24 protein-coding genes are annotated in these 26,228 nt (G+C 38.2%); 21 read left to right on the top strand and 3 right to left on the bottom strand.

What is annotated here, in order from left to right:
* Positions 1 to 33 precede the first annotated feature (33 nt).
* The 10 genes from coaBC to spoVM all read left to right on the top strand — a co-directional run bounded on the left by coaBC (position 34) and on the right by spoVM (position 11,187).
* Positions 34 to 1,242, top strand: coding sequence for a bifunctional phosphopantothenoylcysteine decarboxylase/phosphopantothenate--cysteine ligase CoaBC (gene coaBC / locus ACE1TG_RS06205; protein ID WP_375051495.1), 1,209 nt, complete (start codon positions 34 to 36; stop codon positions 1,240 to 1,242).
* On the top strand, positions 1,239 to 3,650 hold the full coding sequence (gene priA, locus ACE1TG_RS06200; RefSeq protein ID WP_375051494.1) for a primosomal protein N': 2,412 nt from the start codon (positions 1,239 to 1,241) through the stop codon (positions 3,648 to 3,650). The genes coaBC and priA overlap by 4 nt, the downstream gene beginning before the upstream one ends.
* Before the next feature lie 16 nt (positions 3,651 to 3,666).
* Positions 3,667 to 4,608, top strand: coding sequence for a methionyl-tRNA formyltransferase (gene fmt / locus ACE1TG_RS06195; protein WP_375051493.1), 942 nt, complete (start codon positions 3,667 to 3,669; stop codon positions 4,606 to 4,608).
* Positions 4,609 to 5,964 carry a 16S rRNA (cytosine(967)-C(5))-methyltransferase RsmB gene (gene rsmB, locus ACE1TG_RS06190; protein WP_375051492.1) on the top strand — a complete coding sequence of 452 codons (1,356 nt, stop codon included), beginning with the start codon at positions 4,609 to 4,611 and terminating at the stop codon, positions 5,962 to 5,964.
* Positions 5,965 to 6,004: 40 nt separating this feature from the next.
* Positions 6,005 to 6,760 carry a Stp1/IreP family PP2C-type Ser/Thr phosphatase gene (locus tag ACE1TG_RS06185; RefSeq protein WP_375051491.1) on the top strand — a complete coding sequence of 252 codons (756 nt, stop codon included), beginning with the start codon at positions 6,005 to 6,007 and terminating at the stop codon, positions 6,758 to 6,760.
* Positions 6,760 to 8,760 carry a Stk1 family PASTA domain-containing Ser/Thr kinase gene (pknB, locus tag ACE1TG_RS06180; RefSeq protein WP_375051490.1) on the top strand — a complete coding sequence of 667 codons (2,001 nt, stop codon included), beginning with the start codon at positions 6,760 to 6,762 and terminating at the stop codon, positions 8,758 to 8,760. The genes ACE1TG_RS06185 and pknB overlap by 1 nt, the downstream gene beginning before the upstream one ends.
* Entirely contained in the window at positions 8,761 to 9,645 is an 885-nt protein-coding gene (gene rsgA, locus ACE1TG_RS06175) for a ribosome small subunit-dependent GTPase A (RefSeq protein WP_375051489.1), read from the top strand. It abuts the gene before it with no gap.
* Positions 9,646 to 9,647: 2 nt separating this feature from the next.
* Positions 9,648 to 10,310 (top strand): ribulose-phosphate 3-epimerase, encoded by a 663-nt coding sequence (rpe, locus tag ACE1TG_RS06170; protein WP_375051488.1) that lies wholly within the window; start codon positions 9,648 to 9,650, stop codon positions 10,308 to 10,310.
* 4 nt (positions 10,311 to 10,314) lie between these two features.
* Positions 10,315 to 10,983, top strand: a complete 669-nt coding sequence (locus ACE1TG_RS06165; protein ID WP_375051487.1) for a thiamine diphosphokinase — start codon at positions 10,315 to 10,317, stop codon at positions 10,981 to 10,983.
* Between the two features lie 120 nt (positions 10,984 to 11,103).
* Positions 11,104 to 11,187, top strand: coding sequence for a stage V sporulation protein SpoVM (gene spoVM / locus ACE1TG_RS06160; protein ID WP_164670369.1), 84 nt, complete (start codon positions 11,104 to 11,106; stop codon positions 11,185 to 11,187).
* 1,193 nt (positions 11,188 to 12,380) lie between these two features.
* On the opposite strand, the gene rpmB is transcribed toward spoVM, so the two are convergent.
* Positions 12,381 to 12,569 carry a 50S ribosomal protein L28 gene (rpmB, locus tag ACE1TG_RS06155; protein ID WP_092492992.1) on the bottom strand — a complete coding sequence of 63 codons (189 nt, stop codon included), beginning with the start codon at positions 12,567 to 12,569 and terminating at the stop codon, positions 12,381 to 12,383.
* A 237-nt stretch (positions 12,570 to 12,806) separates the two neighbouring features.
* Between rpmB and ACE1TG_RS06150 the strand changes: the two genes are divergently transcribed.
* Positions 12,807 to 13,169, top strand: a complete 363-nt coding sequence (locus ACE1TG_RS06150) for an Asp23/Gls24 family envelope stress response protein (protein WP_375051486.1) — start codon at positions 12,807 to 12,809, stop codon at positions 13,167 to 13,169.
* Between the two features lie 312 nt (positions 13,170 to 13,481).
* Positions 13,482 to 15,146 (top strand): DAK2 domain-containing protein, encoded by a 1,665-nt coding sequence (locus ACE1TG_RS06145; RefSeq protein WP_375051485.1) that lies wholly within the window; start codon positions 13,482 to 13,484, stop codon positions 15,144 to 15,146.
* 395 nt (positions 15,147 to 15,541) lie between these two features.
* Here ACE1TG_RS06145 and ACE1TG_RS06140 read toward each other — a convergent pair whose 3' ends face one another.
* Positions 15,542 to 16,825 (bottom strand): NCS2 family permease, encoded by a 1,284-nt coding sequence (locus tag ACE1TG_RS06140; RefSeq protein ID WP_375051484.1) that lies wholly within the window; start codon positions 16,823 to 16,825, stop codon positions 15,542 to 15,544.
* Positions 16,826 to 17,060: 235 nt separating this feature from the next.
* Here ACE1TG_RS06140 and sdaAB point away from each other — a divergent pair, with 235 nt between their 5' ends.
* From sdaAB to rnc, 9 genes are all read left to right on the top strand, one after another.
* Positions 17,061 to 17,723, top strand: coding sequence for an L-serine ammonia-lyase, iron-sulfur-dependent subunit beta (gene sdaAB, locus ACE1TG_RS06135; protein ID WP_375051483.1), 663 nt, complete (start codon positions 17,061 to 17,063; stop codon positions 17,721 to 17,723).
* Between the two features lie 26 nt (positions 17,724 to 17,749).
* Positions 17,750 to 18,625, top strand: a complete 876-nt coding sequence (gene sdaAA, locus ACE1TG_RS06130) for an L-serine ammonia-lyase, iron-sulfur-dependent, subunit alpha (RefSeq protein WP_375051482.1) — start codon at positions 17,750 to 17,752, stop codon at positions 18,623 to 18,625.
* A gap of 14 nt (positions 18,626 to 18,639) precedes the next feature.
* A complete protein-coding gene (gene recG, locus ACE1TG_RS06125; protein WP_375051481.1) occupies positions 18,640 to 20,673 on the top strand; it encodes an ATP-dependent DNA helicase RecG in 2,034 nt (677 codons plus the stop codon).
* Between the two features lie 418 nt (positions 20,674 to 21,091).
* Positions 21,092 to 21,673, top strand: a complete 582-nt coding sequence (gene fapR, locus ACE1TG_RS06120) for a transcription factor FapR (protein WP_375051480.1) — start codon at positions 21,092 to 21,094, stop codon at positions 21,671 to 21,673.
* Positions 21,670 to 22,671, top strand: coding sequence for a phosphate acyltransferase PlsX (gene plsX, locus ACE1TG_RS06115; RefSeq protein ID WP_375051479.1), 1,002 nt, complete (start codon positions 21,670 to 21,672; stop codon positions 22,669 to 22,671). The genes fapR and plsX overlap by 4 nt, the downstream gene beginning before the upstream one ends.
* Positions 22,668 to 23,609 (top strand): ACP S-malonyltransferase, encoded by a 942-nt coding sequence (gene fabD, locus ACE1TG_RS06110; RefSeq protein ID WP_375051478.1) that lies wholly within the window; start codon positions 22,668 to 22,670, stop codon positions 23,607 to 23,609. The genes plsX and fabD overlap by 4 nt, the downstream gene beginning before the upstream one ends.
* Positions 23,609 to 24,349 carry a 3-oxoacyl-[acyl-carrier-protein] reductase gene (fabG, locus tag ACE1TG_RS06105; RefSeq protein ID WP_375051477.1) on the top strand — a complete coding sequence of 247 codons (741 nt, stop codon included), beginning with the start codon at positions 23,609 to 23,611 and terminating at the stop codon, positions 24,347 to 24,349. The genes fabD and fabG overlap by 1 nt, the downstream gene beginning before the upstream one ends.
* A 163-nt stretch (positions 24,350 to 24,512) precedes the next feature.
* Positions 24,513 to 24,749: an acyl carrier protein gene (acpP, locus tag ACE1TG_RS06100; RefSeq protein WP_092492981.1), complete on the top strand. Its 237-nt coding sequence runs from the start codon at positions 24,513 to 24,515 to the stop codon at positions 24,747 to 24,749.
* Between the two features lie 100 nt (positions 24,750 to 24,849).
* Positions 24,850 to 25,533: a ribonuclease III gene (rnc, locus tag ACE1TG_RS06095; RefSeq protein WP_375051476.1), complete on the top strand. Its 684-nt coding sequence runs from the start codon at positions 24,850 to 24,852 to the stop codon at positions 25,531 to 25,533.
* Positions 25,534 to 25,928: 395 nt separating this feature from the next.
* On the opposite strand, the gene ACE1TG_RS06090 is transcribed toward rnc, so the two are convergent.
* Positions 25,929 to 26,153: a DUF1128 domain-containing protein gene (locus ACE1TG_RS06090; RefSeq protein WP_375051475.1), complete on the bottom strand. Its 225-nt coding sequence runs from the start codon at positions 26,151 to 26,153 to the stop codon at positions 25,929 to 25,931.
* Positions 26,154 to 26,228 lie beyond the last annotated feature (75 nt).

The following is a 26,228-nucleotide window of genomic DNA, read 5'->3' as shown; positions in this document are numbered from 1 at the left end:
GATATTTCTTTGGTTAAGGTAAGGGGGGCAAGTATGGTAAAAAATAAAAATATACTTTTAGGAGTTTCAGGAGGTATTGCAGTATATAAAGCGTGTGCATTAACGAGTAAACTAACACAGCAAGGTGCAAATGTTAAAGTGATGATGACAGAAAGCGCGACAAAGTTCGTATCACCATTAACATTTCAGGCATTATCTAGAAACCCTGTTTATACAGATACATTTGATGAGAAAGATCCTGCTAAAATAGCTCATATTGATGTAGCTGATTGGGCGGACATTGCGATAATGGCTCCGGCAACAGCTAATATGATTGGCAAAATGGCTAATGGTATGGCTGATGATATGCTTTCAACTACTTTACTTGCGACTCAGGCAAGCGTTTATATAGCTCCAGCTATGAACGTTCATATGTACGCGCATCCTGCAGTAATCAAAAATATGAAACAGTTGGACGAATGGGGATACCATTTTATCGAACCTGGTGCAGGCTATCTTGCATGTGGGTATGTTGGTAAAGGGCGTTTGGAAGAACCGGAAAGTATTATCGATGCTGTCGCAGAACACCAGAAAAGTAATGGATTATTTTCAGGTAAAAAAGTATTGGTTTCAGCTGGTCCTACTCAAGAAAAGGTTGATCCTGTTCGTTTTTTTACCAACAGATCATCTGGAAAGATGGGTTTTGCCATTGCTGAAGCTGCTGCGAATATGGGGGCAGAAGTTACACTTGTCGCGGGTGCTGTAAATCTTGAGACCTCCAATAGAAATATTACTAGAATCGACGTAACAACTGCTCAAGAAATGTTTGAGACAATGCATCAGCAATTTCAAGCTAATGATATTGTGATTAAAGCGGCAGCAGTAGCTGATTATCGTCCAAAACAAATTTATGATGAAAAAATGAAAAAGCAGTCTAGTGACTGGGAGGTTGAAATGGTACGGACAAAAGACATCCTTCAATCCCTCGGTGATGCTAAACAGAATCAATTTCTAGTTGGATTTGCAGCCGAAACATCTAATCCGCTCCAGCATGGTATAAAAAAGTTACAGAAAAAACACCTGGATGCTATTGTCATAAATGATGTTTCGGTTGATGGAGCAGGATTTGGAGGGGATACAAATATCGTCACGTATGTAAACAATTCACGGCAACCAGAGGAGATTTCTTTAACATCAAAATATGAAGTCGCCAATCAGTTATTGGCTTTTATTGATCGTGATATGAAGGATGAAGTGAAGTGAATATAGCTAAGGTGATTGTAGATGTTCCTGCCAGTTCCATAAATCAAACGTTTGATTATAAGATTCCAGAGCAATTTCAGGAAATTCTTAAGGTAGGAATGCGTGTTATTGTACCATTTGGACCAAGGAAGATCATGGGGTTTGTAGTTGAACGAACAAGTGAATCATCTTTTGATAAATTAAAGAATATTAGTGATGTGCTCGATCTAACGCCGGTTCTTACAGACGAGTTATTAGGCTTGGGTAAGTGGCTTGCAAACCAGACATTAAGCTTATATATTACTGCATTTCAGGCCATGCTGCCGCAGGTTATGAAAGCACAATATAAAAAAGAGTTAGAGCGGGTGACAGACGGTCCTTTGTCGGATGAACTGGAATCCTTTTTCGCAGGACGTGACTTCGTGGCTTATGAAGAGCTAGCAGGCTCCGTAGTTAGCTATTCACAAATTCAAAAGGCGGTACAGGATGGAGATGTTGTTGTTAATTATCTGGTTAAGTCAAAAGTAACCAAAAAACATGTCACGATGATTGCACCTAATCGTGAACCACACCTTTTGGAAGAAGCAATTCAGGATTTATCCAAAAATGCCAAAAAACAAAAAGAGCTGCTTGCCTTTTTTATCGATAACCAACAGGAAATAGAACAACGTGTGTTAACCAAGAAGTTTAATACAACTAGTTCTACCGTTAAGACTTTGCTGGATAAAGACCTCCTAACTTCAACAAAGAAAGAGATTTACCGTAACCCGTATGACGATAAATCGTTCGAACAGACAACTGCATTGACATTAACAGATCAGCAGCAAGAGACAATAACCCCAATAAAACAACATATTAAAGAGGAGATGCATAATGTTTTTCTTGTACATGGTGTAACAGGAAGCGGCAAGACTGAAATCTATTTGCAGGCGATTCAGGATGTAATTGAAAAAGGACAGGAAGCCATTGTACTTGTACCGGAAATTTCACTAACCCCCCAGATGGTGAAACGATTCAAAGGAAGATTTGGATCAAACGTAGCAGTATTACATAGTGCGCTATCAAGCGGAGAAAAATATGACGAGTGGCGTCGTATTCATCGAAAAGAAGTACAAGTTGTTGTTGGTGCAAGATCAGCTATATTTGCTCCTTTTGAAAATCTGGGAATTATAATTATTGATGAAGAGCATGAGAATAGCTATAAACAGGAGGACCAGCCACGCTATCATGCACGCGATGTTGCTATTTACCGCGGTGAGAATCACCGGTGTCCGGTTATATTGGGCAGTGCAACACCAACGCTAGAATCATATGCTCGTGCACTAAAGGGTGTATATAAGCTAGCTACATTATCGAAACGGACGAATGAAAAAGAAATGCCTAAGGTTAATATTGTTGATATGCGAAATGAACTCCACGAAGGAAATCGGTCTATGTTTTCGAGAAGTTTAAAAGAAAATATAGAGCAACGCATACAACGCGGGGAACAAATTGTACTATTATTAAACAGAAGAGGGTATTCCACGTTTGTTATGTGTCGAGACTGTGGTCATGTGAATGAATGCCCGCATTGTGATATTGCCCTTACATACCATAAAAACAGCAGACAATTAAAGTGCCATTATTGTTCATATGAAGAGCCGATGCCTACAAGCTGTCCTTCGTGCAAAAGTGACTTAATCCGTTTTTTTGGAACCGGAACGCAACGGATTGAAGAGTCATTAACACAGTTGATTCCAGAGGCACGAGTAGTCAGGATGGATGTCGATACAACCAGAAGAAAAGGATCACACGAAAAAATACTAAATCAGTTTGCCAGTAAAGAAGCGGATATATTGTTAGGTACACAGATGATTGCCAAAGGCCTTGATTTTGAAAATGTAACGTTAGTTGGCGTGTTAACAGCTGATTCCATGTTGCATCTACCGGACTTTCGTTCCGCTGAAAAGACGTTTCAACTGTTGACTCAAGTGAGTGGCCGGGCAGGCAGGCACGATTTGCCGGGTGAAGTAATAATCCAAACCTATACACCTGAGCATTATAGTATTGAACTTGCAAGTAATTATGATTTCATGGAATTTTATAAAAATGAAATGAGTACGCGAAAGACATTTCAATATCCGCCTTATGTATTTCTTGCATTAATAACTGTCTCACATCAGAATCATGTCACAGTTGTTCAGACAGCACAGAAAATTGTTCAGTTGCTTCTAAGCAAAATCAGTAATGAGGAGACAGTTGTCTTAGGTCCAACGCCATCTCCAATCGCACGTATGAAAGATAGATATCGCTATCAATGCATGATAAAATACAAGAGTGAACCGAATTTGCGAACATTAATAAGAAAAATTATTCGTCAATTTGATGATGAAGTCCGAAAAAATGATCTTTTGATAACAGTAGATATGCAACCATATCAATTGATGTAGAAAGGAGTACTGGCTGATGAAAAAAATAGTTTTTATGGGTACACCTGATTTTTCAGTACCAATTCTACAGTCACTAGTACAGGCGGAGTATGAAATCGTATTAGTTGTGACACAACCAGACCGTCCTAAAGGAAGAAAGAAAGTAATAACACCAACACCAGTTAAAGCAGAAGCTAAAAAACATGAAATCCCCGTATTTCAACCTGAAAAATTAAGAAATGAGTATATGAAAATACTTGCCTATGAGCCTGATTTAATTGTAACTGCAGCATATGGACAACTCTTACCGAATCAATTGCTGGAAGCACCTGAATTTGGCTGTATAAATGTACATGCCTCATTATTACCTGAATTAAGAGGTGGTGCTCCTATCCACCACGCTATTTTACAAGGTAAAGAAGAGACTGGTATCACAATTATGTACATGGCTGAGAAGCTTGATGCAGGTGACATCCTAACACAGCGAACGGAACCAATTACAACAGTTGACAATGTTGGAACAATGCATGAAAAGTTGTCCAGAACAGGGGCAAGATTATTAATTGATACATTGCCGCGATTATTCGATCAAAGCTTAATTCCAGCCAAACAGAACGAAGCAGAAGCAACATTTGCGACAAACATTAAGCGAGAACAGGAAAAAATTGATTGGAATAATAGTAATGATGTTGTTTATAACCAGATTCGAGGCTTGAATCCATGGCCAGTTGCTTTTACGACATACCAGGGTGATGTAATGAAAATTTGGTGGGGAGAACCGGATAATAAAGAATATAAAGGATCCCCGGGAGAAATTGTTTGTATTATCGAAAATGAAGCTTTTGTTGTAGTGTGTGGTAATCAAAAAGGAATTCGAATAACTGAAATTCAGCCGGCAGGAAAAAAACGGATGACCGTCAAACAATACCTTCAGGGATCAGCTGATCGTATAAAGACAGGCATTAAAATGGGTGGTTAAATGAGCGATTATCAAGTAAGAACAGCTATCGTTGACTTGCTGTTACGAATTGAGCAGGACAGTGGATATAGTCATTTATTAATTAATAATGAAATAAAATCCCGAAAGATTGCACCTAAAGATGAGGCGCTTTTAACGGAAGTCGTCTATGGTACCATTCAACGCAAGCTAACATTGGATTACTATTTAGAAGCGTTTATTGACAAAAAGAAGAAAATTCAGCCTTGGGTCCGAATGGTCCTCCGAATGTCTGTATATCAGATGACATTTTTAAATAAAGTACCGGATCATGCAGTTATTCATGAAGCCGTTGAAATCGCCAAAGCAAGAGGGCATAAAGGGATTGCTTCATTTGTTAATGGTGTTCTTAGAAGTATTCAGCGAAAGGGAGTACCTGATACGTCTACAATAGAAAGTACTGCTAAGCGTATTTCAATTGAAACAAGTCATCCCGAATGGCTTGTAGAACGTTGGATTTCGATGTATGGAAATGAAATTACAAGGGATATGTGCTACGCTAACCTTGAGAGAAAGGCATTATCTGTACGTGTACAGCCTCTAAAAATAACGCGGCAAAAGGCAATGAACGAACTTGCTGAGCTTGGGTTTGAAGTACGAGAATCCGAATTTTCCAGTCAGGGAATTATAATCGATAAAGGGAATGTATTAAAGACAACGTTATTTTCAGAAGGTTATTTAACAATCCAGGATCAAACCTCCATGCTTATTGCAGAAATGCTCCAAGCGAAGCCTGGAATGGAAGTATTGGATGCTTGCAGTGCACCAGGCGGGAAAGTGACACATATTGCAGAAAAAATGAAAAACCAAGGATCAATTGATGCGTATGACTTGCATGCTAAAAAGACAAAACTAATTGAAGACAGAGCTGATCTGTTGGATTTGACGATAATTGATGCCAAGCAAGGTGATGCAAGAAAATTACAGGAGCAACATGGAAATGAAAGTTTTGACAGGATCCTTGTTGACGCACCGTGTTCTGGGCTAGGTGTTATCCGAGGTAAACCTGACATAAAATATAATAAAAAAGAAGAAGATATTTATCATTTATCGAAAATACAACATGATATACTGGAACATATAGCACCACTGTTAAAAAAGGGTGGTCTGTTAATCTACAGCACCTGTACAGTAGATAAAAAAGAAAATGAAGATGTTGTCAAGACCTTTTTAGAGAAAAATTCCGGTTTCATCTTAGATACATCCTTGTTTGATGAGTTACCAAAAATGATAACAGGATCACCAGGGCATACAGAAATTGGCTTGCAGATATATCCACAAACATTTAACACAGATGGCTTTTTTCTAACTAGACTTAAGAAGGTTGAATCAAATTAACTTGCTATTACATAATAGCACTGCTTTATGGGGTGATAGGATGAAAGGACAATTTCTTACTGATAAGGGTCAGATCAGAAACCACAATGAGGATTCCGGGGGAGTCTTTTATAATCAAGAGAATCAAATGCTGGCAATTGTGGCTGACGGCATGGGGGGGCATCAAGCTGGTGACGTTGCAAGTCAAATAGCAGCATCGGTTATTCAGAAAAAATGGCAGGAATGTAAGCTGTTAAGTTCTCCTGAAGAGGCCGAAATATGGCTATCAGCTACAGTAAAGGAAATAAACAATACCATTTTTGAACAGGCAAATACCAAGGAAGAGTGTCAGGGTATGGGGACAACTGCAGTTATAGCAATTTGTACAGATGATTTTGCAACTGTATCACATGTCGGAGATAGCCGCTGCTACATATTAAACGAAGGTGGATTTAAGCAATTAACGGATGATCATTCATTGGTTAATGAGCTAGTGCGTTCAGGTCAAATCAGTAAAGATGATGCCGATCAGCACCCACGTAAAAATGTGTTATTAAAAGCATTGGGAACTGAAACAAATATCACAGCTGACACAATATCGATTGGCTGGGAATATGGGAATAAACTATTGCTATGTTCTGACGGATTAACGAATAAGGTGACAGATGATGAACTTTCGCAGTACACTCAAATGGAACAGGATATCAAAACATCAGGCGAAGAAATGATTCAACTTGCAAATGAACGGGGTGGAGAGGATAATATCTCCCTTGTAATTATACACCATGATTTAACAGAGAAAGAAGGTGAGTCATAGTGTTAAAAGGTCACCTGTTAAATGATCGTTACCAGATTGGTGAAACTATTGGCGGCGGTGGGATGGCCAACGTTTATCTAGCAAATGATGTTATTTTGAATCGTGATGTGGCCGTTAAAGTATTACGCCTGGATTACGCAAATGATGAAGAGTTTATTGCCCGTTTTGACCGTGAGGCCCAGTCAGCGACAAGCCTTTCACATCCAAATGTCGTAAATATATATGATGTAGGTGAAGAAGATCATATTTTATATATGGTTATGGAATATGTGGACGGGATGACACTCAAAGAATACATACAACGCTATGGTCCGATAGACGTACAAGAAGCATTGGATATTATGAAACAAGTAACCGCAGCAATTTCACATGCACATGCTAATGATATTGTTCACCGGGATATTAAGCCCCAAAACATACTGATCGATTCTTATGGACGGGTAAAAGTAACTGACTTTGGCATTGCCGTGGCATTAAGTGCAACATCATTGACACAGACGAATTCAATTCTTGGATCTGTTCATTATCTGTCGCCAGAACAGGCACGTGGAGGTATGGCAACTAAGAAATCCGATGTATATTCACTAGGTATTGTATTATTTGAACTATTAACAGGACGCTTACCATTTTCTGGGCAGTCACCAGTTTCAATAGCATTGAAGCATTTGCAAAACGATACACCATCTGTAAAAAGGTTTAACCCCGATGTACCGCAAAGCGTTGAAAATATTGTACTTAAAGCAACTGCTAAGGATCCTTTTCATCGATATGATACGGTATATGAACTAGAAGATGGACTAGAAACTGCACTAGATCCGGATAGAATTGATGAGGAAAAGTATGTCCCGCCTAATGAAGCAGGAGAAGAAACAAAGGCAATTCCTATCATAACTGATAATCAGCTTCAGGATAATGTGCATGATGATACAATGGTCCATTCAGCAAACGAGAGTACGAAAAATTTTAAAAAAAATGATAATAAACCTGATTCAAAAAAAGGCAATCGGAAACGAAAGAAAAAATGGCTTATTTTTTCCATCATTTTATTTGTCTTACTTGGACTTGGTATAGCAGCCTTTTTCATTTTTTCTAATTTGCTGCAGCCGAAAGATGTTGTCATTCCTGATGTAAAAAACATGGAATATGCTGAAGCATTGACAGAGCTTAGAGATCTTAACTTGGATACAAAGCGAGAATTAATGTACTCAGAGGATGTTGAAGAGGATAATGTCATCAAAACAAATCCAGAGTCCGGAAGTACAGTGAAGGAAGAGTCGTCCGTAACAATATTTGTTAGTCAAGGAAAGGAAAAAGTTGCATTTGGTGATCATGTTGGAGATGACTATAACCAGGTTAAATCTCTCCTGGAAAATAAAGGCTATACTATTGAAAAACGTGAAAAATTTACTGAAAATGATTCTGGAGAGATTATTGGTCAACAACCATCACAAGGCACAGAAGTTGTGCCAAGTGAAACAAAAGTAGTCTTTGAAGTAAGTAAAGGGCCGAGACCAATTTCTTTGAATAACTTTGAAGGATTGACAGAGCAACAAGCAATAGCTGCAATAGAAGACCAAGGTCTGTCGGCTGATATAAAAGAAGAGTATTCAGAAACAGTATCTGAGGGCGAAGTTATTCGACAGGACCCTGCGACCGGTACCGAAATGGAGAAAGGTGAAACTGTTAAGTTGTTTATTTCGAAAGGTGCTAAGGAAAAACCGCCTAAAAACCATTCTATAACATTTACTGTTCCTTATAATCCCGAAAGTCAGGGGTCAGAAAACCAGGAGGAACCAGTAAAACAGAGTGTAAAAATTTACATCGGTGATGCTAATCGTAATATATCAGATGTGGAAATAGATGAATTGATAACGGAAGATAAGGAATATAATATAACACTTACAATAAGCCCGGATAATATTGCACAATATAAGGTTTACCGTGATGGAACGCTCTTTAAAGACAAATCAATTCGATATGAAGATGTAGAAGGTGAGTAAATGGCAGAAGGCAGAATTATAAAAGCAATAAGCGGATTTTATTATGTGAAGTCTGAAGGTGAAGTGCACCAATGCAGGGGAAGAGGTGTTTTTCGTAAAAAAAATATTACACCTCTTGTTGGCGATTTTGTCGTCTTTGATAAAAACAACCCCGATGAGGGCTATGTGCTGGAGATAAAACCAAGAAAGAATGAGCTCGTTCGACCCCCGGTAGCAAACATAGATCAAGCGATTCTTGTAAGTTCTGCCACTATGCCGGATTTTAATCCATTGTTACTAGATCGGTTTCTGGTCTTAATTGAATCAAAGCGGATTAAGCCAATTTTATTTATTACCAAGAAGGATATTATCCCTGAAAAACAAAAGCAAGTTATTGATAGCTATGTTAGTGAATACAGACAAATAGGTTATCAGGTAGAACTGCTTTCTTCAAAAGAAAATTTAAGTGAATTAAGCAATTTTGAAAGCTACTTTTATAAGAATGTATCTGTTATTGCCGGTCAGTCAGGCGTAGGAAAATCTTCCTTTTTAAATGCGATTAATCCATTACTGCAATTAAAGACAGACGATATCTCTAAAAGTCTTGGAAGAGGAAAGCATACGACAAGACATGTTGAATTGGTAGAAGTTTTTGATGGGCTTGTAGCTGATACACCGGGATTTAGTACACTGGATTTTAATGAAGTTGAAGCGAATGAATTAGATGAATGTTTTCCAGAAATAAGTGAGCAAAAACCTTATTGTAAATTTCGTGGTTGTTTGCATAATAAAGAACCAAAATGTGCTGTGAAACAAGCTGTAGAAAATGGTGAGATTTCAGCTATGCGCTATGAGCATTATATAAGTTTTTTAAATGAAATTATTTCAAGAAAGCCGAGGTATTAAATATGGTAAAAATAGCACCTTCAATCTTATCAGCAGACTTTTCAAAATTGGGGAACGAAGTACAAGATGTTGAACAAGGCGGGGCGGATTATATCCATGTTGATGTAATGGACGGTCATTTTGTTCCAAACATTACAATTGGTCCATTAATAGTTGAAGCTATAAAACCAAAAACAAAATTACCACTAGATGTTCACTTAATGATCGAAAACCCTGATACCTATATTCCGATGTTTGCCGAAGCTGGAGCTTCAATAATAACAGTTCATCAGGAGGCAAGCAGACATTTGCACAGTACAATTCAGTTAATTAAAGACAACGGCGTGAAAGCAGGTGTAGTATTGAATCCTGCTACTCCAGTGGAGATGCTGAAGGATATTTTACATGAAGTTGACATGGTTTTGATCATGACCGTGAATCCTGGATTTGGTGGACAATCATTTATTCATCACGCTGTACAAAAAATTGAGCAAGTTGCTGAATGGAGAAATAAATTTAAACTTTCTTTTGAAATAGAAGTTGATGGTGGTGTTAACCGTAACACTGCAAAACTATGTACTGATGCAGGTGCGGATGTTTTAGTCGCTGGCAGTGCAATCTTTAAACAAGCTAATAGACAGCAGGCAATAGATCAGATTACCAATTCAATTGAGAAGGCGAAATAATGTTATGGTATATGTTGCAATAATGGGGAACGGTCCAACAGAATTACTTCCTGATCTTTCGGAATATAAGGATGTGGTTGATGTATGGATTGGAGCTGATCGAGGCGCATTAACCCTAGCAGAAAATAAATTGCCGCTTGATTATGCTGTAGGTGACTTTGATTCTATAAATGATAAAGAAAAAGCCACTGTTCAGGAATATGCTAATTCTTATGAAGTGCATCCATCCGAAAAGGATCAAACTGATTTGGAAATAGCGCTCACTAAGGCGTATGAATTACTACCAGAAAAAATTTATCTATTCGGTGTAACCGGTGGCCGTCTTGATCATGCTTTAATTAATATTCAATTACTTTACTCCATAGTGGATCGGGATATTCAAGGAGTTATTGCTGATAATCAAAATCAGCTTGAGTTAACCTTTCCAGGCAATTATAAAATTACTCAAAATAAAAATTACCCAAACATCTCTTTTATTCCGTATACTCAGTATGTAGAAGGGTTGACACTGACTGGGTTTTATTACCCATTGGAAAATCAGTCGATCAAGTGGGGGTCGACTCTCTGTATATCAAACAAGCTTCTTTCAAATTATGGTACTTTTTCGTATAAGGAAGGCATACTATTAATAATAAAGAGTCGTGATGCTTTGTCAGATACGATTCCAATGTAAGCTTTGTTTGTCAGGAAGAGAAGAATGAAACTTTGCTTCCTGCATAAATGCACCTAAGGCTTTCTCCATAAAGCTTGGCGAAAGTCAAGTTTTCTAATATACAGAGGAGGCGGAGAACTCATGAAATTTTATACTATTAAACTCCCAAGGTTTATCGGCGGATTTGTTCGAGTTGTCATTGGTACTTTTAAAAAAGATAAGTAGGGGATACTAGCTTTTGTCAATACTATTGACAGAAGCTTATTTTTTTGTGGACAAGGTTAAGAAACAAAAGCGCTAGGTCTGTTCTGAAAAAATTTTATCAAAGTAATGAAATCATAACGTAATTGATACAAACTCCGAAGTAAACCAAGGATAACTTGCTAAGCATTGCCCTAAGGTATGCGTAATATAGCACTTAAATTGTTTTTTAACTTTACATTGGGGTTTGTTCAACTTTCGCAGCGTAAAATGAACGCATAAACCTTGAAGGATTAAGAAAGGCTGAAGATACATTACTTGAGTTGACCTTAGATCGACGGTACGTATTTGATGTATGATGCGACGTAACCTAGAAAAAAAGCTGAGTGCTATGACACTGCTTCGGAAATACATTCCGCTTTCCGCGGGCAACGCTTCAGCTTCCTCGGAAGCAAGAACCGCTTCCTGCGGGATCTTCAGCTGTTGCTGTTGCCGCAGGAGTCTCCATGTATTTCCTACGCTGGGTGTTGCTCTCTCTATATCCTGTAAATTAATCAATCCTTATCGTGACATTGCCTCTTAGCCATAGGGAACACAGTACGTACATAAAGACCCCGGAAGAAGCGCTCTTAGCGTCACGAGGGTGCCCGTGCTGTAAAAACGTCAGATTGAGCAGATGCCACCTTGGTATCGGGGTCAGTGAAAGTGAGTATTTTCCTGCAGTTGAATTTATAAAGAACTGCCGTTTCTTGGAGTTGTAATTTAAATAATTTAAAGGTTTTTTACCCATCACAACAACATTTGTTTATTTTAAGAATTGTAATACACAATCCAGCGGAGGAAATACACGGAGACTCCTGTGGGAGCTTGCGCCTAGATGAGACTACGCAGCGACGTAGGAGCAAGGAGGCTCATCAGCCGCCCACGGAAAGCGTAGTGTATTTCCGGAGCGATGTCATCGCACATAAATTATTTTAATAATGTGTCGCATTATATATCTTATGTGTACAAAAAACTTTTATCAATATTGTTAAAAATGCTCTGAGTTTATCAAAGATAGCTGTTTGAGCTTATTTAGATGCGAAGTTGCGAATTTAAAGTACTATGAAAAAAAAAGCAACAAAACTTACGGAAAGAGCCAAAGTAAAAAAGCATCCAAATTAATGGATGCTTTTAAGCTATTAACTAATGTTCGGTTGTTCTAATCTCAGGTATATTTATACGCGCTCTACTTTACCGGATTTAAGGGCACGAGTAGATACGTAAACACGTTTAGGTTTGCCATCTACCATAATACGAACTTTTTGCACATTAGCCTTCCAATTACGTTTGTTGGAATTCATAGCGTGAGAGCGTTGGTTTCCACTGCGAGTTTTACGTCCAGTAACAACACATTTTCTAGCCATGGTAATCCCTCCTACTCTGACATGTGTCATATAATTACTTAATTAATTTATCACATGTAGCGCTAGAATGCAATTGTTATTGAAAATTATATAAAGAAAAATATCTTGACAGAACAGAATAATTCATCCATTGTTATAGGGGATAATATTTTACACAAGTGTGTCTGAAGCTTTTAAAATATATGTGGTTGTAGTAAAATATCCTTATAAAGATTGGGTATTAAAGGAGGATAATTAATGTCCATTGAACTTAATACAAATGATGGTCAAGTGACGATTACGAATGATGTTATATCAACGATTGCAGGTGGGGCAGCTGTAGAGTGTTATGGAATTGTTGGTATGGCATCGAAAAGCCAGATCAGAGATGGAATAGCTGAAATTCTGAGAAAAGAAAATTTTTCAAAAGGTGTTATTGTGAGACAGGAAGAAAATCATCTCCATATTGATATGTATATTATTGTTAGTTATGGTACAAAGATTTCGGAAGTAGCACATAATGTTCAATCACAAGTTAAATATACGTTAAATAAATCATTAGGACTGGCAATTGACTCGGTAAATATTTATATACAAGGTGTCCGGGTGGCAAAAGATTAAACTCTAGACTCTGATATATTAAAAAACAATAAATTTGGAAAACAAAACAACAGCGTGTATGGTATCACCAGTATAATCAATTATACTTACTTTTTTAGTGTTGTCTCTATTTGGTTGAGCAAATAGGGGGGATGAAAAATGGCGAGTCGGCGATGTTAGCAATGACCTGCACTTTTAAAGTTTGGCTAACAACGAATTTCGATGCGTCATTTTCACCCGATTTTATTGAACTGCGTCTATAAACTTGAAAAGATCAGTTACAAGACTATCTAGAAACGTTTTACGCTTTTGTTTTTTGGAGGAGGAAGAATTGTGAAGGTACAAACGTTGAATGGCCTAACGTTTACGCAAATGGTTCTCTCTGGAGCACACCATTTATCGAATAATGCCCAGAAAATAGATGCATTAAATGTTTTCCCGGTTCCTGATGGAGATACTGGGACTAACATGAATTTGTCTATGACGTCGGGGGCAAGTGAAGTAAAGAAAATTAATAGTGAAAATGTGTCGGAAATTGCTAATGCATTTGCAAAAGGATTGCTTATGGGTGCTAGAGGTAACTCTGGTGTTATTTTATCCCAGTTATTCCGAGGATTTGCAAGAGGACTGGAAAATAAAGAAACCGTGACATCCAAAGATTTAGCTAATGCATTTGATAGTGGAGTAGATACTGCCTACAAAGCTGTCATGAAACCTGTTGAAGGAACAATTTTAACAGTTGCTAAAGATGCTGCAAAAGTAGCAATTAATGAAGCTAAAACAGAAACTGATGTAATCGCTTTAATGGAAAAAGTGATTAAAGAAGCAAAGGCGTCATTGAAACGTACACCTGATCTCTTACCTGTACTTAAAGAAGTCGGCGTTGTAGATTCTGGTGGACAGGGTCTTTTGACAATTTACGAGGGATTTCTTGCTGCTTTAAAAGGTGAAGAATTGCCGGAACAGGAAACAGATGAAGCTGAAATGGAGAAAATGGTAAATGCCGAGCATCATAAAATCGCACAGGATTTCATGGATACATCTGAAATTGAATTTGGTTACTGTACGGAGTTTATGGTCAAGTTTGAAGAAGAAAAATTAAGTGAAAACCCGTTTGATGAGGAAACATTCCGTAATGAGCTAAGTGAGCATGGTGATTCACTTCTTGTTGTAGCCGATGATGAAATTGCAAAAGTTCATGTTCATGCAGAATACCCAGGAACAGTAATGACACTTGGTCAACGTTTCGGCAGCTTAATTAATATGAAAATCGAAAACATGCGTGAGCAGCATACGGCAATTGTGGGTGCCCAAGATACAGAACCTGCTGCAAAAGCACAAGCTGACTATGCAATTGTAACCGTTGCGATGGGATCTGGATTAACCTCATTATTCGAAAGTCTTGGAGCGTCTATTGTAATTGAAGGTGGGCAGACGATGAATCCAAGTACACAGGATATTACAAATGCAATTGAAAAAGCAAATGCTAAAAATGTACTTATATTGCCAAATAATAAGAATATTGTAATGGCTGCTGAGCAGGCAGCGGAATTAGCAGAAGTCAATGCGGAAGTTGTCCCTACCAAGACAATTCCACAAGGGATAAGTGCATTGCTTACCTTTCACCCAGATAGTGCCATAAAGAAAAACAAAGAGGCAATGGAAGATGCAAGTACCCAGGTTAAAACGGGTCAAGTTACATATGCTGTACGTGATACGCAAATTGATGGTATTACAATTGAAAAGGATCATTTTATGGGGATAGCAGATGGTAAGATTAAAGGATCGAATCAGGATAAAATAGAAACGGTTAAACTATTGCTGAATGAAATGATTACAGAAGATGATGAGATCCTCACAATTCTACAAGGTGAAGATGCTAGTGATGAAGAAGTAGAATTAATTGAGAAGTATATAGAAGAGACATATGAAGATGTGGAAATTGAAATACACAATGGAAACCAGCCGATTTATTCGTTTATTTTTTCAGTAGAATAGATAAGTTACGTTTCTTGTGGATTACAAATAGAAACCTTTAGCATAAGGGCATTGAATTGTATAACAATTTAATGCTCTTTTATGGTGTTTAAATTTATTCCATAGTACTCTTTCAGGTTTTGTGGACACCAGAGCCTTTATTTGGCACAAATCCACGAAAATGACTGTCTTTGCGGACACCAGGGACCTTATTTAGCACAAATGGCCCCTATTAACCATGATATATGTAAAATAAGGGCTTCTGTGTCCGGGTAAGTTCGAAAAGGTCACCTTTTAATCGAAATAGCGTCTCCTGTGTCCGCTAATAAATAAAATGCGATTAAGTTCCATAAAAAATAGCAGTTCAATTAAGGGGTACAAGTTGTGTTTTGTACTGCAAAATTGAACTGCATATTTTAGATTCCTGAAATTTTTATAATAAAGTCAAACAGGAACAAGGTTGAGATAACAATTAACGTAACAGATAGTTCTTTTTGTTTACCTAATGCAAGCTTAACAATCGGATATGCAATAAAACCGAATGCCATCCCATCCGCTATACTATAAGTAAAGGGGATTAGTGCGATGATTAGAAATGCTGGCAAAGCTTCTGATAAATCATCTAATGGAACGTGTCTGATATTCTGCGCCATTAACACGCCTACAATAATTAAAATTGGGCTAATTGCTGCATTTGGAATCATGGATATCCATGGAATAATAAAGATTGTTGCTAAAAATAGTAATCCTGCTGTCACAGCAGCTTTTCTCGACCTGCCATTTGATGCTATCACAGCCGCATTCTCCGCTGCTGATACAGTTGGTGAAGTACCAAAAAATGCGCAAGTAAGCGATGAGAATGCAGTTACCTGATATGCTTTTTTATAACTGTTATCTCGCTTCAACATGTGAAGCTGCCCATACAAGAGTCCCATGTTTTCGAAAATGAGTATCATTGCTAGTGGGAAGATCGACAGCCAAAAGGCAAGCTCATCAACTGCAGTAAATGAAGGTATAAACAACATTTCATTCATATTAACATTTACCGTACTTTTCCCAGTGTCGAGAATACCAAAGAAATACGCTAAACCGGTACCGCTGATCATCGTAATTAAAAAATTTGCTGGGACATTCTTAATAAATAAAAATATCGCAATAAATAATGTTAATAAACTTACGATGACAGTAGGTGAAGTGAAATCACCGATAGCAACAATGGTGTTTGTACCACTGACGACCAGTTCACTCTTTTCTAATCCTATTAAGATTAGGAAAAAGCCAAGCCCTCCAGTAATTGCATGCTTTAGTGATCCGGGAATTGCCTCTTTTAACAAGATACCCAAGCGACTAAACGCAGTGATGATAAACAGGACAGATGCAATGAATACAACTGCTAATCCTTCCTGAAATGTTAGCCCCGCACCTTCGACAATGGAATATGCAAACAAAGCATTAATCCCCATTCCAGGAATCAGAATTAATGGAAGTTTTGCAAAAAGTCCCATAAGAACTGTTCCAACAAAACTTGCCAATATGGTTGCAAGCATTCCAGCCTCAAGTGAAATTCCTGCCTCACTTAGTATTGAACCGTTAACAGCAACAATATATACTGTAGTAAGATAGCCAACTAAGCCGGCAATAATTTCGGTTCGCCATTTTGCATTAGTAGCTTCTAAACCAGTGATGTTATTATAAGGCATTTAATCTCCTCAAATTTTTCTAACTGTCCCTCTCCCACCCGACTATATATAGTGTGTTCAATAGTTATCTGAATACACGTATCATGTATAATCCACAAATAATTATTATATGTTCCACTGCAATAAAAGTCAATCAAGTGTATGAGAAGGTTTGATTTAAGGGCCTGGATGATTATTAGATGGGTTTTTGTTATAATTAACAGTGGAACGAAATTTACTTGGGGCGGTGTTGATCGTGAAGTATAATTCAGTCTTTGATATTATCGGACCAGTTATGATTGGTCCTTCCAGTTCACATACAGCAGGTGCAGCAAGAATCGGGAAAGCTGCACGTAACTTATTCGGTGAAGAGCCAAAATGGGCAAGAATTCATTTATATGAATCATTTGCTAAAACATATAAAGGACACGGAACAGATTTTGCTTTAGTTGGTGGATTATTAGGGTACGAAACAGATGATACGCGAATGAATCAAGCATTGGATACTGCAAAAGAGAAAAATATTGATGTTCAGTTTATTGAGGATAGTGCTGGTGTTGACCATCCCAATACCGCACGGCTTATTATTGGAAATGATACAGAACAGATTGAACTTGTAGGTATATCTATTGGTGGTGGAAAAGTAGAAATCACTGAATTAAATGGTTTTGAATTACGTTTATCAGGTAATCACCCGGCAATTCTAATCATGCATAATGATCGCTATGGTGCTATTGCATCTGTAACGAAAATTTTAGCTAAACATGAGATTAATATTGGACATATGGAAGTGAATCGCAAAGATGTTGGAAAGGAAGCTTTGATGGTTATTGAAGTCGACCAAAATGTGGAAGATACTATTTTAAAAGAATTAGAGAGTGCTGATCATATTATTCAGATTTCCAAAATAGTCAGCTAAACGCCTAAGAGAGGAGTTTTTATCATATGTTTCGTAATGCTGCAGAATTAGTAGAAATGGCAGAAAAGGAAAATACATTAATATCAGAAATTATGATCCGTCAAGAGATGGAAGTTAAAGATAAATCACGAGAAGAAGTTTTTTCCGAAATGGAAAGGAACTTGGAAGTGATGGAAAAGGCTGTTGAAGACAGCCTGAAAGGTGTTGAATCGGTTACTGGGTTAACTGGCGGAGATGCAGTTTTAATCCAAAATTATATGAAGGAAAAAACACCACTGTCAGGAAATCTATTAATGGATGCTGTCAGTAAGGCTATGGGCACCAATGAAGTGAATGCTGCAATGGGAACAATTTGTGCAACACCTACTGCGGGAAGTGCTGGATGTGTGCCGGGGACATTGTTTGCTGTTAAAAATCAGTTAAATCCGACGCGTGAACAAATGATACGTTATCTTTTTACATCTGGAGCATTTGGATTTGTAGTAGCGAATAATTCATTTATTTCAGGAGCTGCCGGCGGATGTCAGGCAGAAGTAGGTTCAGCTGGAGCAATGGCTTCTGCTGCTATTGTTGAGATGGCCGGTGGGACCCCGCAGCAATCGGCTGAAGCATTCGCCATGACACTGAAAAATATGCTTGGTCTTGTTTGTGATCCAGTAGCGGGACTAGTTGAAGTGCCTTGTGTGAAACGAAATGCAGGAGGATCTTCTCTTGCAATTGTATCAGCGGATATGGCCTTAGCTGGTGTTACGAGCAGAATCCCGTGCGACGAAGTGATTGGTGCCATGTACCGTATTGGTAAGCAAATGCCATCAAGCCTGCGTGAGACGGGTGAAGGCGGACTTGCAGATACCCCTACAGGACGCCTGTTAAAAGAGAAAATATTCGGCATGTCCGTTTAGAAAGAGTGATTAACGTGCTAAGCGAACCAACAATGCAATTAAAAGGGGTGGGTGATAATTTTGCAGCAAGTCTGGCAGAGATGAATATTCATACTGTGGAAGATTTGCTGTATTATTTTCCCAACCGATATGATGTATTTGAAATAAAACCTCTTAGCGAATTAATTCATGAAGATAAAGTGACAATTGAGGGAATGGCAGTCAACGAGCCTTCTCTTACTTTTTATGGAAAGAAAAAATCCCGGTTAACTTTTAATGTTGAAGTAGAGAATGTAGCTATAAAAGCTGTTATGTTTAATCGTGCATTTGCTAAAAAACAAATTAATGCAGGGGTCACAATCACTTTAACTGGTAAGTGGGATGCACATCGATTGCAAATCACTGTCAATAATTATAAAAAAGGTCCTGCATCTGAGCAGACAGCGATTCAGCCCATGTACTCGCTAAAAGGTGACGTTACTAATTATAAAATAAAGAAAACGATACAGACTGCAATCAATGATTATGCAGCGGAAGTTACTGAAATTTTACCTGCTTATTATTTGGACACTTATAAACTTCCAGACCGACAAAGTGCGATAAGGACAATGCATTTTCCTGAAAATAGAATTGATTTAAAACATGCAAGACGGCGATTTACATATGAAGAATTTCTTTTATTTCAGCTAAGAATGCAGTTATTAAGAAAAGTTAAGCGAGAAGCAACAAAAGGTAATGCGCAGCACTATGATGCGACGCAACTTCAGGAATTTATCGGTACCTTTCCATTTTCACTAACCAATGCGCAGCAAAAATCATTGAACCAAATACTGGCAGATATGAAGTCCCCCTATCGAATGAATCGTCTTTTACAAGGTGATGTTGGTTCTGGGAAAACAGCAGTAGCTGCAATTTGCCTATATGCTGCAATAACTGCAGGTAAACAAGGAGCATTAATGGTACCAACAGAAATATTGGCTGAGCAGCACTATCAATCACTTACAGCATTATTCGGTGATAGAGCGTCAATCGTACTACTAACCGGGTCTGTAAAAGGGAAAAAAAGAAAAGAGATGGCAGCTGCTATTGAAAGACATGAGGTAAATATTGTTATCGGGACTCATGCATTAATTCAGGATGATGTTTTCTTCGATGATCTTGGTTTTGCCATTGTTGATGAGCAGCATCGGTTTGGGGTTAAGCAACGTCGTACACTACGTGATAAGGGGTTAAATCCTGATGTTTTATTTATGACAGCTACCCCAATCCCACGCACATTAGCAATTACTGCCTTTGGGGACATGGATGTCTCTGTAATTGATGAAATGCCATCAGGCAGAAAAGAAATTGAAACATACTGGACAAAAGAAAATACACTTGACCGAGTACTAGGGTTCATTGAAAAACGTGTTAATCAAGGTGAACAAGCCTATGTTATTTGTCCGTTAATTGAAGAGTCGGACAAGATGGATATTCAAAATGCCGTTGACCTTTTTCATCAATTACAGGGATTTTATGCAAATTCTTTAAAAGTTGGGCTTATGCATGGACGACTTACAGCCGATGAAAAAGATGAGGTCATGAAACAATTTGCAGCAAATGAAATTCAAGTATTGGTCTCGACAACGGTTGTTGAAGTGGGAGTGAATGTCCAAAATGCAACAATAATGGTTATTTATGATGCAGAGCGCTTTGGTTTATCTCAGTTACATCAGCTTAGAGGACGCGTAGGTCGTGGAGATAAACAAAGCTACTGTATATTAATTGCTGATCCAAAAGGAGAAGTCGGAAAAGAACGGATGCGTATAATGACTGAAACCAATAACGGGTTTGAGTTATCCGAGCAGGACTTAAAGCTCCGGGGTCCGGGTGACTTCTTTGGCAAAAAACAAAGTGGTCTGCCAGACTTCAAAGTAGCAGATATGATTCATGATTATCGTGCTTTGGAAACGGCTAGGCAGGACGCGCAGGAAATAATTGAGAAGAATTTACTGGATGAAAATAGTGAATTTTATCAACTAAGAGTTAACTTGGAAAACGATGCATTTCTTCATGATAAACTCGATTAATTGTTAACTTGCATATTTAGACTTGGTATTATATATTACTATTAGTACCAAGTCATAGTATTAGCAGTAATACCACATTTTTTTTAAGGAAATTATAAAATGGAAGCGTTGTGCACAACTGAACTAAAAGATAGGCCACGTTCAGCTTCAGTGACCAGTGACTAGTGAAATTCCTACTCCTCCTTACGATAAGTTAACATCGAATCGAATGACGAAGGAAGGCCGACTAAAAACGGGCTTTGCGCCCAACGTCGGCACACCCCTATGAAGGGGCGTGTTGCCTTTATCTCAGGTAAAGGAAGATCGAATAAGACCGCCGCGATACGCGGCAACGTCCGATCCACCCGCGATGCGCGGGCGCAGTCCATACGTCACTAAACGGTCACTTACGCTTTTGTTATTTGGATGGTGCCAGTAAATGAAGATAAGTAAAGTGGAACGGCAGCGATTATTAAAAGAAACGATTGAAAACACTCCGTTTATAACAGATGATGATTTATCAAAAAAATTTAACGTTAGTATCCAGACAATTCGTTTAGACCGAATGGAACTATCGATTCCGGAGCTTCGCGAGCGAATAAAGTCGGTTGCTACATATCAATGGAACGAAACGGTAAAAGCACTTACCCCCGATGAAGTAATCGGAGAAATTATTGATTTGGAATTGGATAACCGGGCCATTTCAATATTAGTAATTAATAAAGAACATGTTTTTTCAAGGAATAAGATAGCAAGGGGACATCACTTGTTTGCTCAAGCAAACTCACTTGCTGTTGCCGTTATAAATGATGAACTTGCATTAACTGTAAAATCTGAACTTAAGTTTACGCGTCAGGTTAATGAGGGAGAACGAGTGATTGCAAAAGCCTTTGTAGAAGATGTGAGCGATAAAGGTTTAACGGTTGTCAGAGTAAACAGCTTCGTTGAAAACGAAAAAGTGTTTACCGGGTTATTTCATATGTATCGCTCAAATGATCAAAAAGGGGATAATCCAAAATGAAAATAGCAATTGATGCAATGGGAGGCGACCATGCACCTAAAGAAATTGTTTTGGGAGCGATGGATGCCGTTTCCCAAATAGAAAATTTAACGATAACCTTAATTGGTGATGAAAAGAAAATAAATTCATATTTATCAAATTCTAAAAATATCAATATTATTCATACGGATGAAGTAATTACTGCAGCCGATGAACCTGTTCGTGCGGTACGTCGTAAAAAAAATTCCTCGCTTGTATTAATGGGAAAAGAAGTGAAGGAAAATCGGGCTGATGCGTGCATATCTGCTGGGAATACTGGTGCCCTTATGAGCGCTGGACTATTTGTAGTTGGAAGAATCTCAGGTGTTGACCGTCCTGCACTAAGTCCGACATTGCCAACGATAGACGGAAAGGGTTTTTTACTACTCGATGTAGGAGCTAATGTCGATGCAAAGGCACATCACCTTGTCCAATACGCAATTATGGGTTCCATATATACAGAAAAAGTACGGGCGATTGCCAGCCCAACAGTAGGTTTATTAAATGTTGGAACTGAAGATGGAAAAGGGAATGAGCTAACTAAAAAAGCATTTATGCAACTAAAGAAAGCCCCAGTTAATTTTATTGGGAATGTTGAAGCACGAGATATATTATCAGGAGCTGCAGACGTTGTTGTAACAGATGGATTTAGCGGAAATATTGCACTAAAGACGATTGAAGGTACCGCAATGACAATGTTTTCAATGCTTAAAGAAACATTTATGTCATCTGTTAAGACAAAAATTGCCGCTGGAATGGTGAAAAGCGACTTAAAGGGGCTGCAAGGTAAGCTGGATTACTCAGAGTATGGTGGTGCTGGATTATTTGGTCTTTCTGCACCTGTAATAAAGGCACACGGGTCGTCAAACCGTCGTGCAGTATACAATGCAATTAAACAGGCGGCGCATATGGTTGAATTTGATGTCACAAATACAATGAAAACGACAATGGAAACAATTGAATGGGGGGAGAACGAATGAAACGAGTAGCCTTTATGTTCCCTGGACAAGGATCACAAACAGTGGGTATGGGGAAAACATTTTATGATGAATATCCCGAGGTACAGGAACTATTTCGTGAAGCTGATCAGCTTTTAGACGTAGATATATCAACTATTATGTTTGATGGATCTAAGGAAAAATTAACAGAAACAGAAAACGCTCAGCCCGCATTATTACTTTCTAGTTTTGCTGTACATACGTTGCTTGCAAAACAAGGAATAAAGCCTGATATGGCTGTTGGACATAGTCTTGGAGAATATAGTTCACTGGTCGCAGCCGAAGCAATTTCTTTTCAGGAAGCACTTCCACTTGTTGCTTCGCGAGGCAAATTGATGGAAGAAGCGTTTCCAAAGGGAAAAGGAGCAATGGCAGCGGTTCTGGGTATGTCTGAGGAGGATATTAAACAATCTCTTCAACATTTGGACGAAGATGAAGTTGTTGATATTGCCAACTTGAACTGCCCTGGTCAGATTGTTATTTCCGGGTCTAAAGAAGGAATTGAGACAGCAAGCACGCTTTTAAAAGAAAATGGTGCAAAACGTGTTTTACCACTGAATGTTAGTGGTCCATTCCACTCCAGACTTATGAAGACAGCTAATGAGCAGTTTTCAAAAAAGCTAAATGATGTAGGATTTAATGATGCACGTATTCCGGTTTATGCAAATGTTTCTGCTCAACCTGTAACCGATAAAGAAGAAATAAAAGATTTACTAATCAGGCAGCTTTATTCCCCTGTTAGATTTGAAGAATCCATCCGTAATATGATTGACGGTGGTGTAGATGCCTTTGTTGAGGTAGGTAATGGTAAAGTGTTAAGTGGTTTAGTAAAGAAAATTGACCGTAAAGTTAAAACATTTGCAGTACAGGATCCAGAATCGTTAAATGATTTTATTTCATGGTATAAGGAGGACTTGTAATGTTACAAGGAAAAAGCGCACTGGTAACTGGAGCTTCACGCGGTATCGGTCGCTCCATCGCCCTGGAATTGGCAAAACAAGGTGCAAATGTGGCAGTGAATTATGCTGGCAGTGAAGAAAAAGCGCAATCTGTTGTTGAAGAAATCGAGCAATTGGGTGTAAAATCATTTAAAGTACAGGCAGATGTTGCGAATCAAGAGAATGCCAAAGCAATGGTTAAAGAAGTTGTAGGCCAATTTGGAAGCTTGGATATCTTGGTTAATAATGCTGGGATAACAAGGGACAATTTGTTAATGCGGATGAAGGAAGATGAATTCGATCAAGTGATTAATACTAACCTCAAAGGTGTTTTTCAATGTACCAAGGCAGTTTCAAGACAGATGATGAAACAAAAAAGCGGTAGAATTGTAAATGTTGCTTCAATCGTAGGTGTAAGTGGTAACCCAGGGCAAGCAAATTATGTTGCAGCTAAAGCTGGTGTTATCGGTTTAACGAAGTCCACCGCAAAAGAATTTGCATCACGTAATATCCTGGTTAACGCAGTCGCACCTGGTTTTATTTCAACAGATATGACGAATGAACTTACTGAAGAGCAAAAAGAAGGCATGCTTTCGATGGTCCCATTAGCGAAACTTGGTGAACCGGAAGATGTGGCAAAAGTTGTCCGTTTCCTTGCTTCAGATGACGCAAATTATATTACTGGACAAACAATTCACATAGATGGTGGAATGGTAATGTAGGTATAAAAGCGAATGGGACTTGCTTAGCGACGTAAGCAAAGTCCGTAGAGCACGGGTTTTGTGCTCAAGTGACAATTACTTACGTCACGAGTCGCTAGCCCGATGAACTGAATCAGGATCACGGAGCATGAAAATTATAATCCTCGAAGGGGGGTGAAGTATTATGGCAGATGTATTTGATCGTGTAAAAAACATCATTGTTGATCGTCTTGATGTGGAAGAATCTAAAGTGAAAATGGAAGCCTCTTTCAAAGATGACTTAGAAGCAGACTCATTGGACGTGGTTGAGCTTGTTATGGAGCTTGAAGATGAATTTGATATGGAAATAGCAGATGAAGAAGCAGAGAAAATTAATACAGTGGGTGATGCTGTTAACTACATAAACAGTATTCAATCATAAATATAGTCGAAAGTCTCGCAAATGCGGGACTTTCCGTATATTTAGTATTTTAGATTAATTTTTGCTTGTAAAATAAATAGTACAGAGTGGTGATAATGATATGAATATTTCATCGTTGCAAGAACAACTTGATATTGCATTTAATGACCATGACTTAATCAGACAGGCTTTTACACATTCATCTTATGTGAATGAGCATCGTGAAGAATCGTTTTCGGATAATGAACGTCTGGAATTTTTAGGAGACGCCGTTTTGGAATTAGGTGTTTCTCAATATTTATATCGAAATCAGGATAGTATGGCTGAAGGGGATCTAACTAAATTACGTGCATCGATTGTTTGTGAACCATCATTAGTAAATTTTGCCCGTGAATTGAACTTCGGGGAATTTATACGATTAGGCAAAGGTGAGGAACAAACGGGTGGCCGTGATCGCCCCGCATTACTAGCAGACGTTTTTGAAGCGTTCCTTGGGGCATTGTATCTTGATAAAGGATATGATGTTGCTATTCATTTTTTAGAGAAATACGTTTTTCCGAAAATAAAAACAGGTGCTTTTTCGCATGCGATGGATTATAAGAGCCAGCTGCAAGAGCTTGTGCAGCAAGATAAAATTCACAATATAGAATATAGTATCGTGGAAGAAAAAGGCCCTTCCCATGACAAGGAGTTTGTTACACAGGTATTAATAAAAGGTGACGTTGCAGGAGTTGGTGTCGGTCGTACAAAAAAAGAAGCCGAGCAACGTGCAGCAAAGAATGGATTGGACAGCTATAACGAGTAAGAAATTATTAGCAAACTTGGTTTTACACCGAGCCTGAATATTGATAAGCCTTAGTTGCACTTATGCAGTAAGAGAAAATTTATACTTTTGTATGTAAATACCTCTCTGACTTGATTTCAACGGACACAGGAGAGGCTATTTCTATATAAAAGTAACCATCTCGAAGTTATCCGGACACAGAAGCCCTTATTTCACTTATATCATGGTTATTTGACTGTATTTATGTGAAATTAGGTCTTTGGTGTCCGCAAAACATCAAACCTGCTATATGCAAAATAGTTTTCATGATAGGTGATGGCTGCGCATTTTAGTAGCCATGGTGGTTTCTTAACTGCTGCTTAAGGAATAAACCAGAGAATCATTTGATTCTCTGGCCTTTTTGAAATACATTTATGTTATGATTTCCTTACAGATCGTAATTCATCAATAAAAGCTTGTGTTTCCGAAGCACTTAATTGCCCCTTCTGCTTAATCATGTCATACATAAATTTAATGTCCTCGTATTTATCTAAATCATAATCTTCCGGGTCCATAATGGTGCGGTTAACAACATTTAACATCTCAGCAAGTTCATCAAGGATAAATGTTAAGTTTTCTTTTGATGGATTCTCCAAATTCATGTAAACACCTCATTTAATAGTTTGGCAACAACTTAAGCAATAAATTACGTATGTATGTGGGTAAGCCTTCTTTTG

The sequence above is a fragment of the Virgibacillus sp. JSM 102003 genome (assembly GCF_041949995.1).
Taxonomy (GTDB): domain Bacteria; phylum Bacillota; class Bacilli; order Bacillales; family Amphibacillaceae; genus Lentibacillus.
This window is presented reverse-complemented; position numbering and strand designations above follow the sequence as displayed.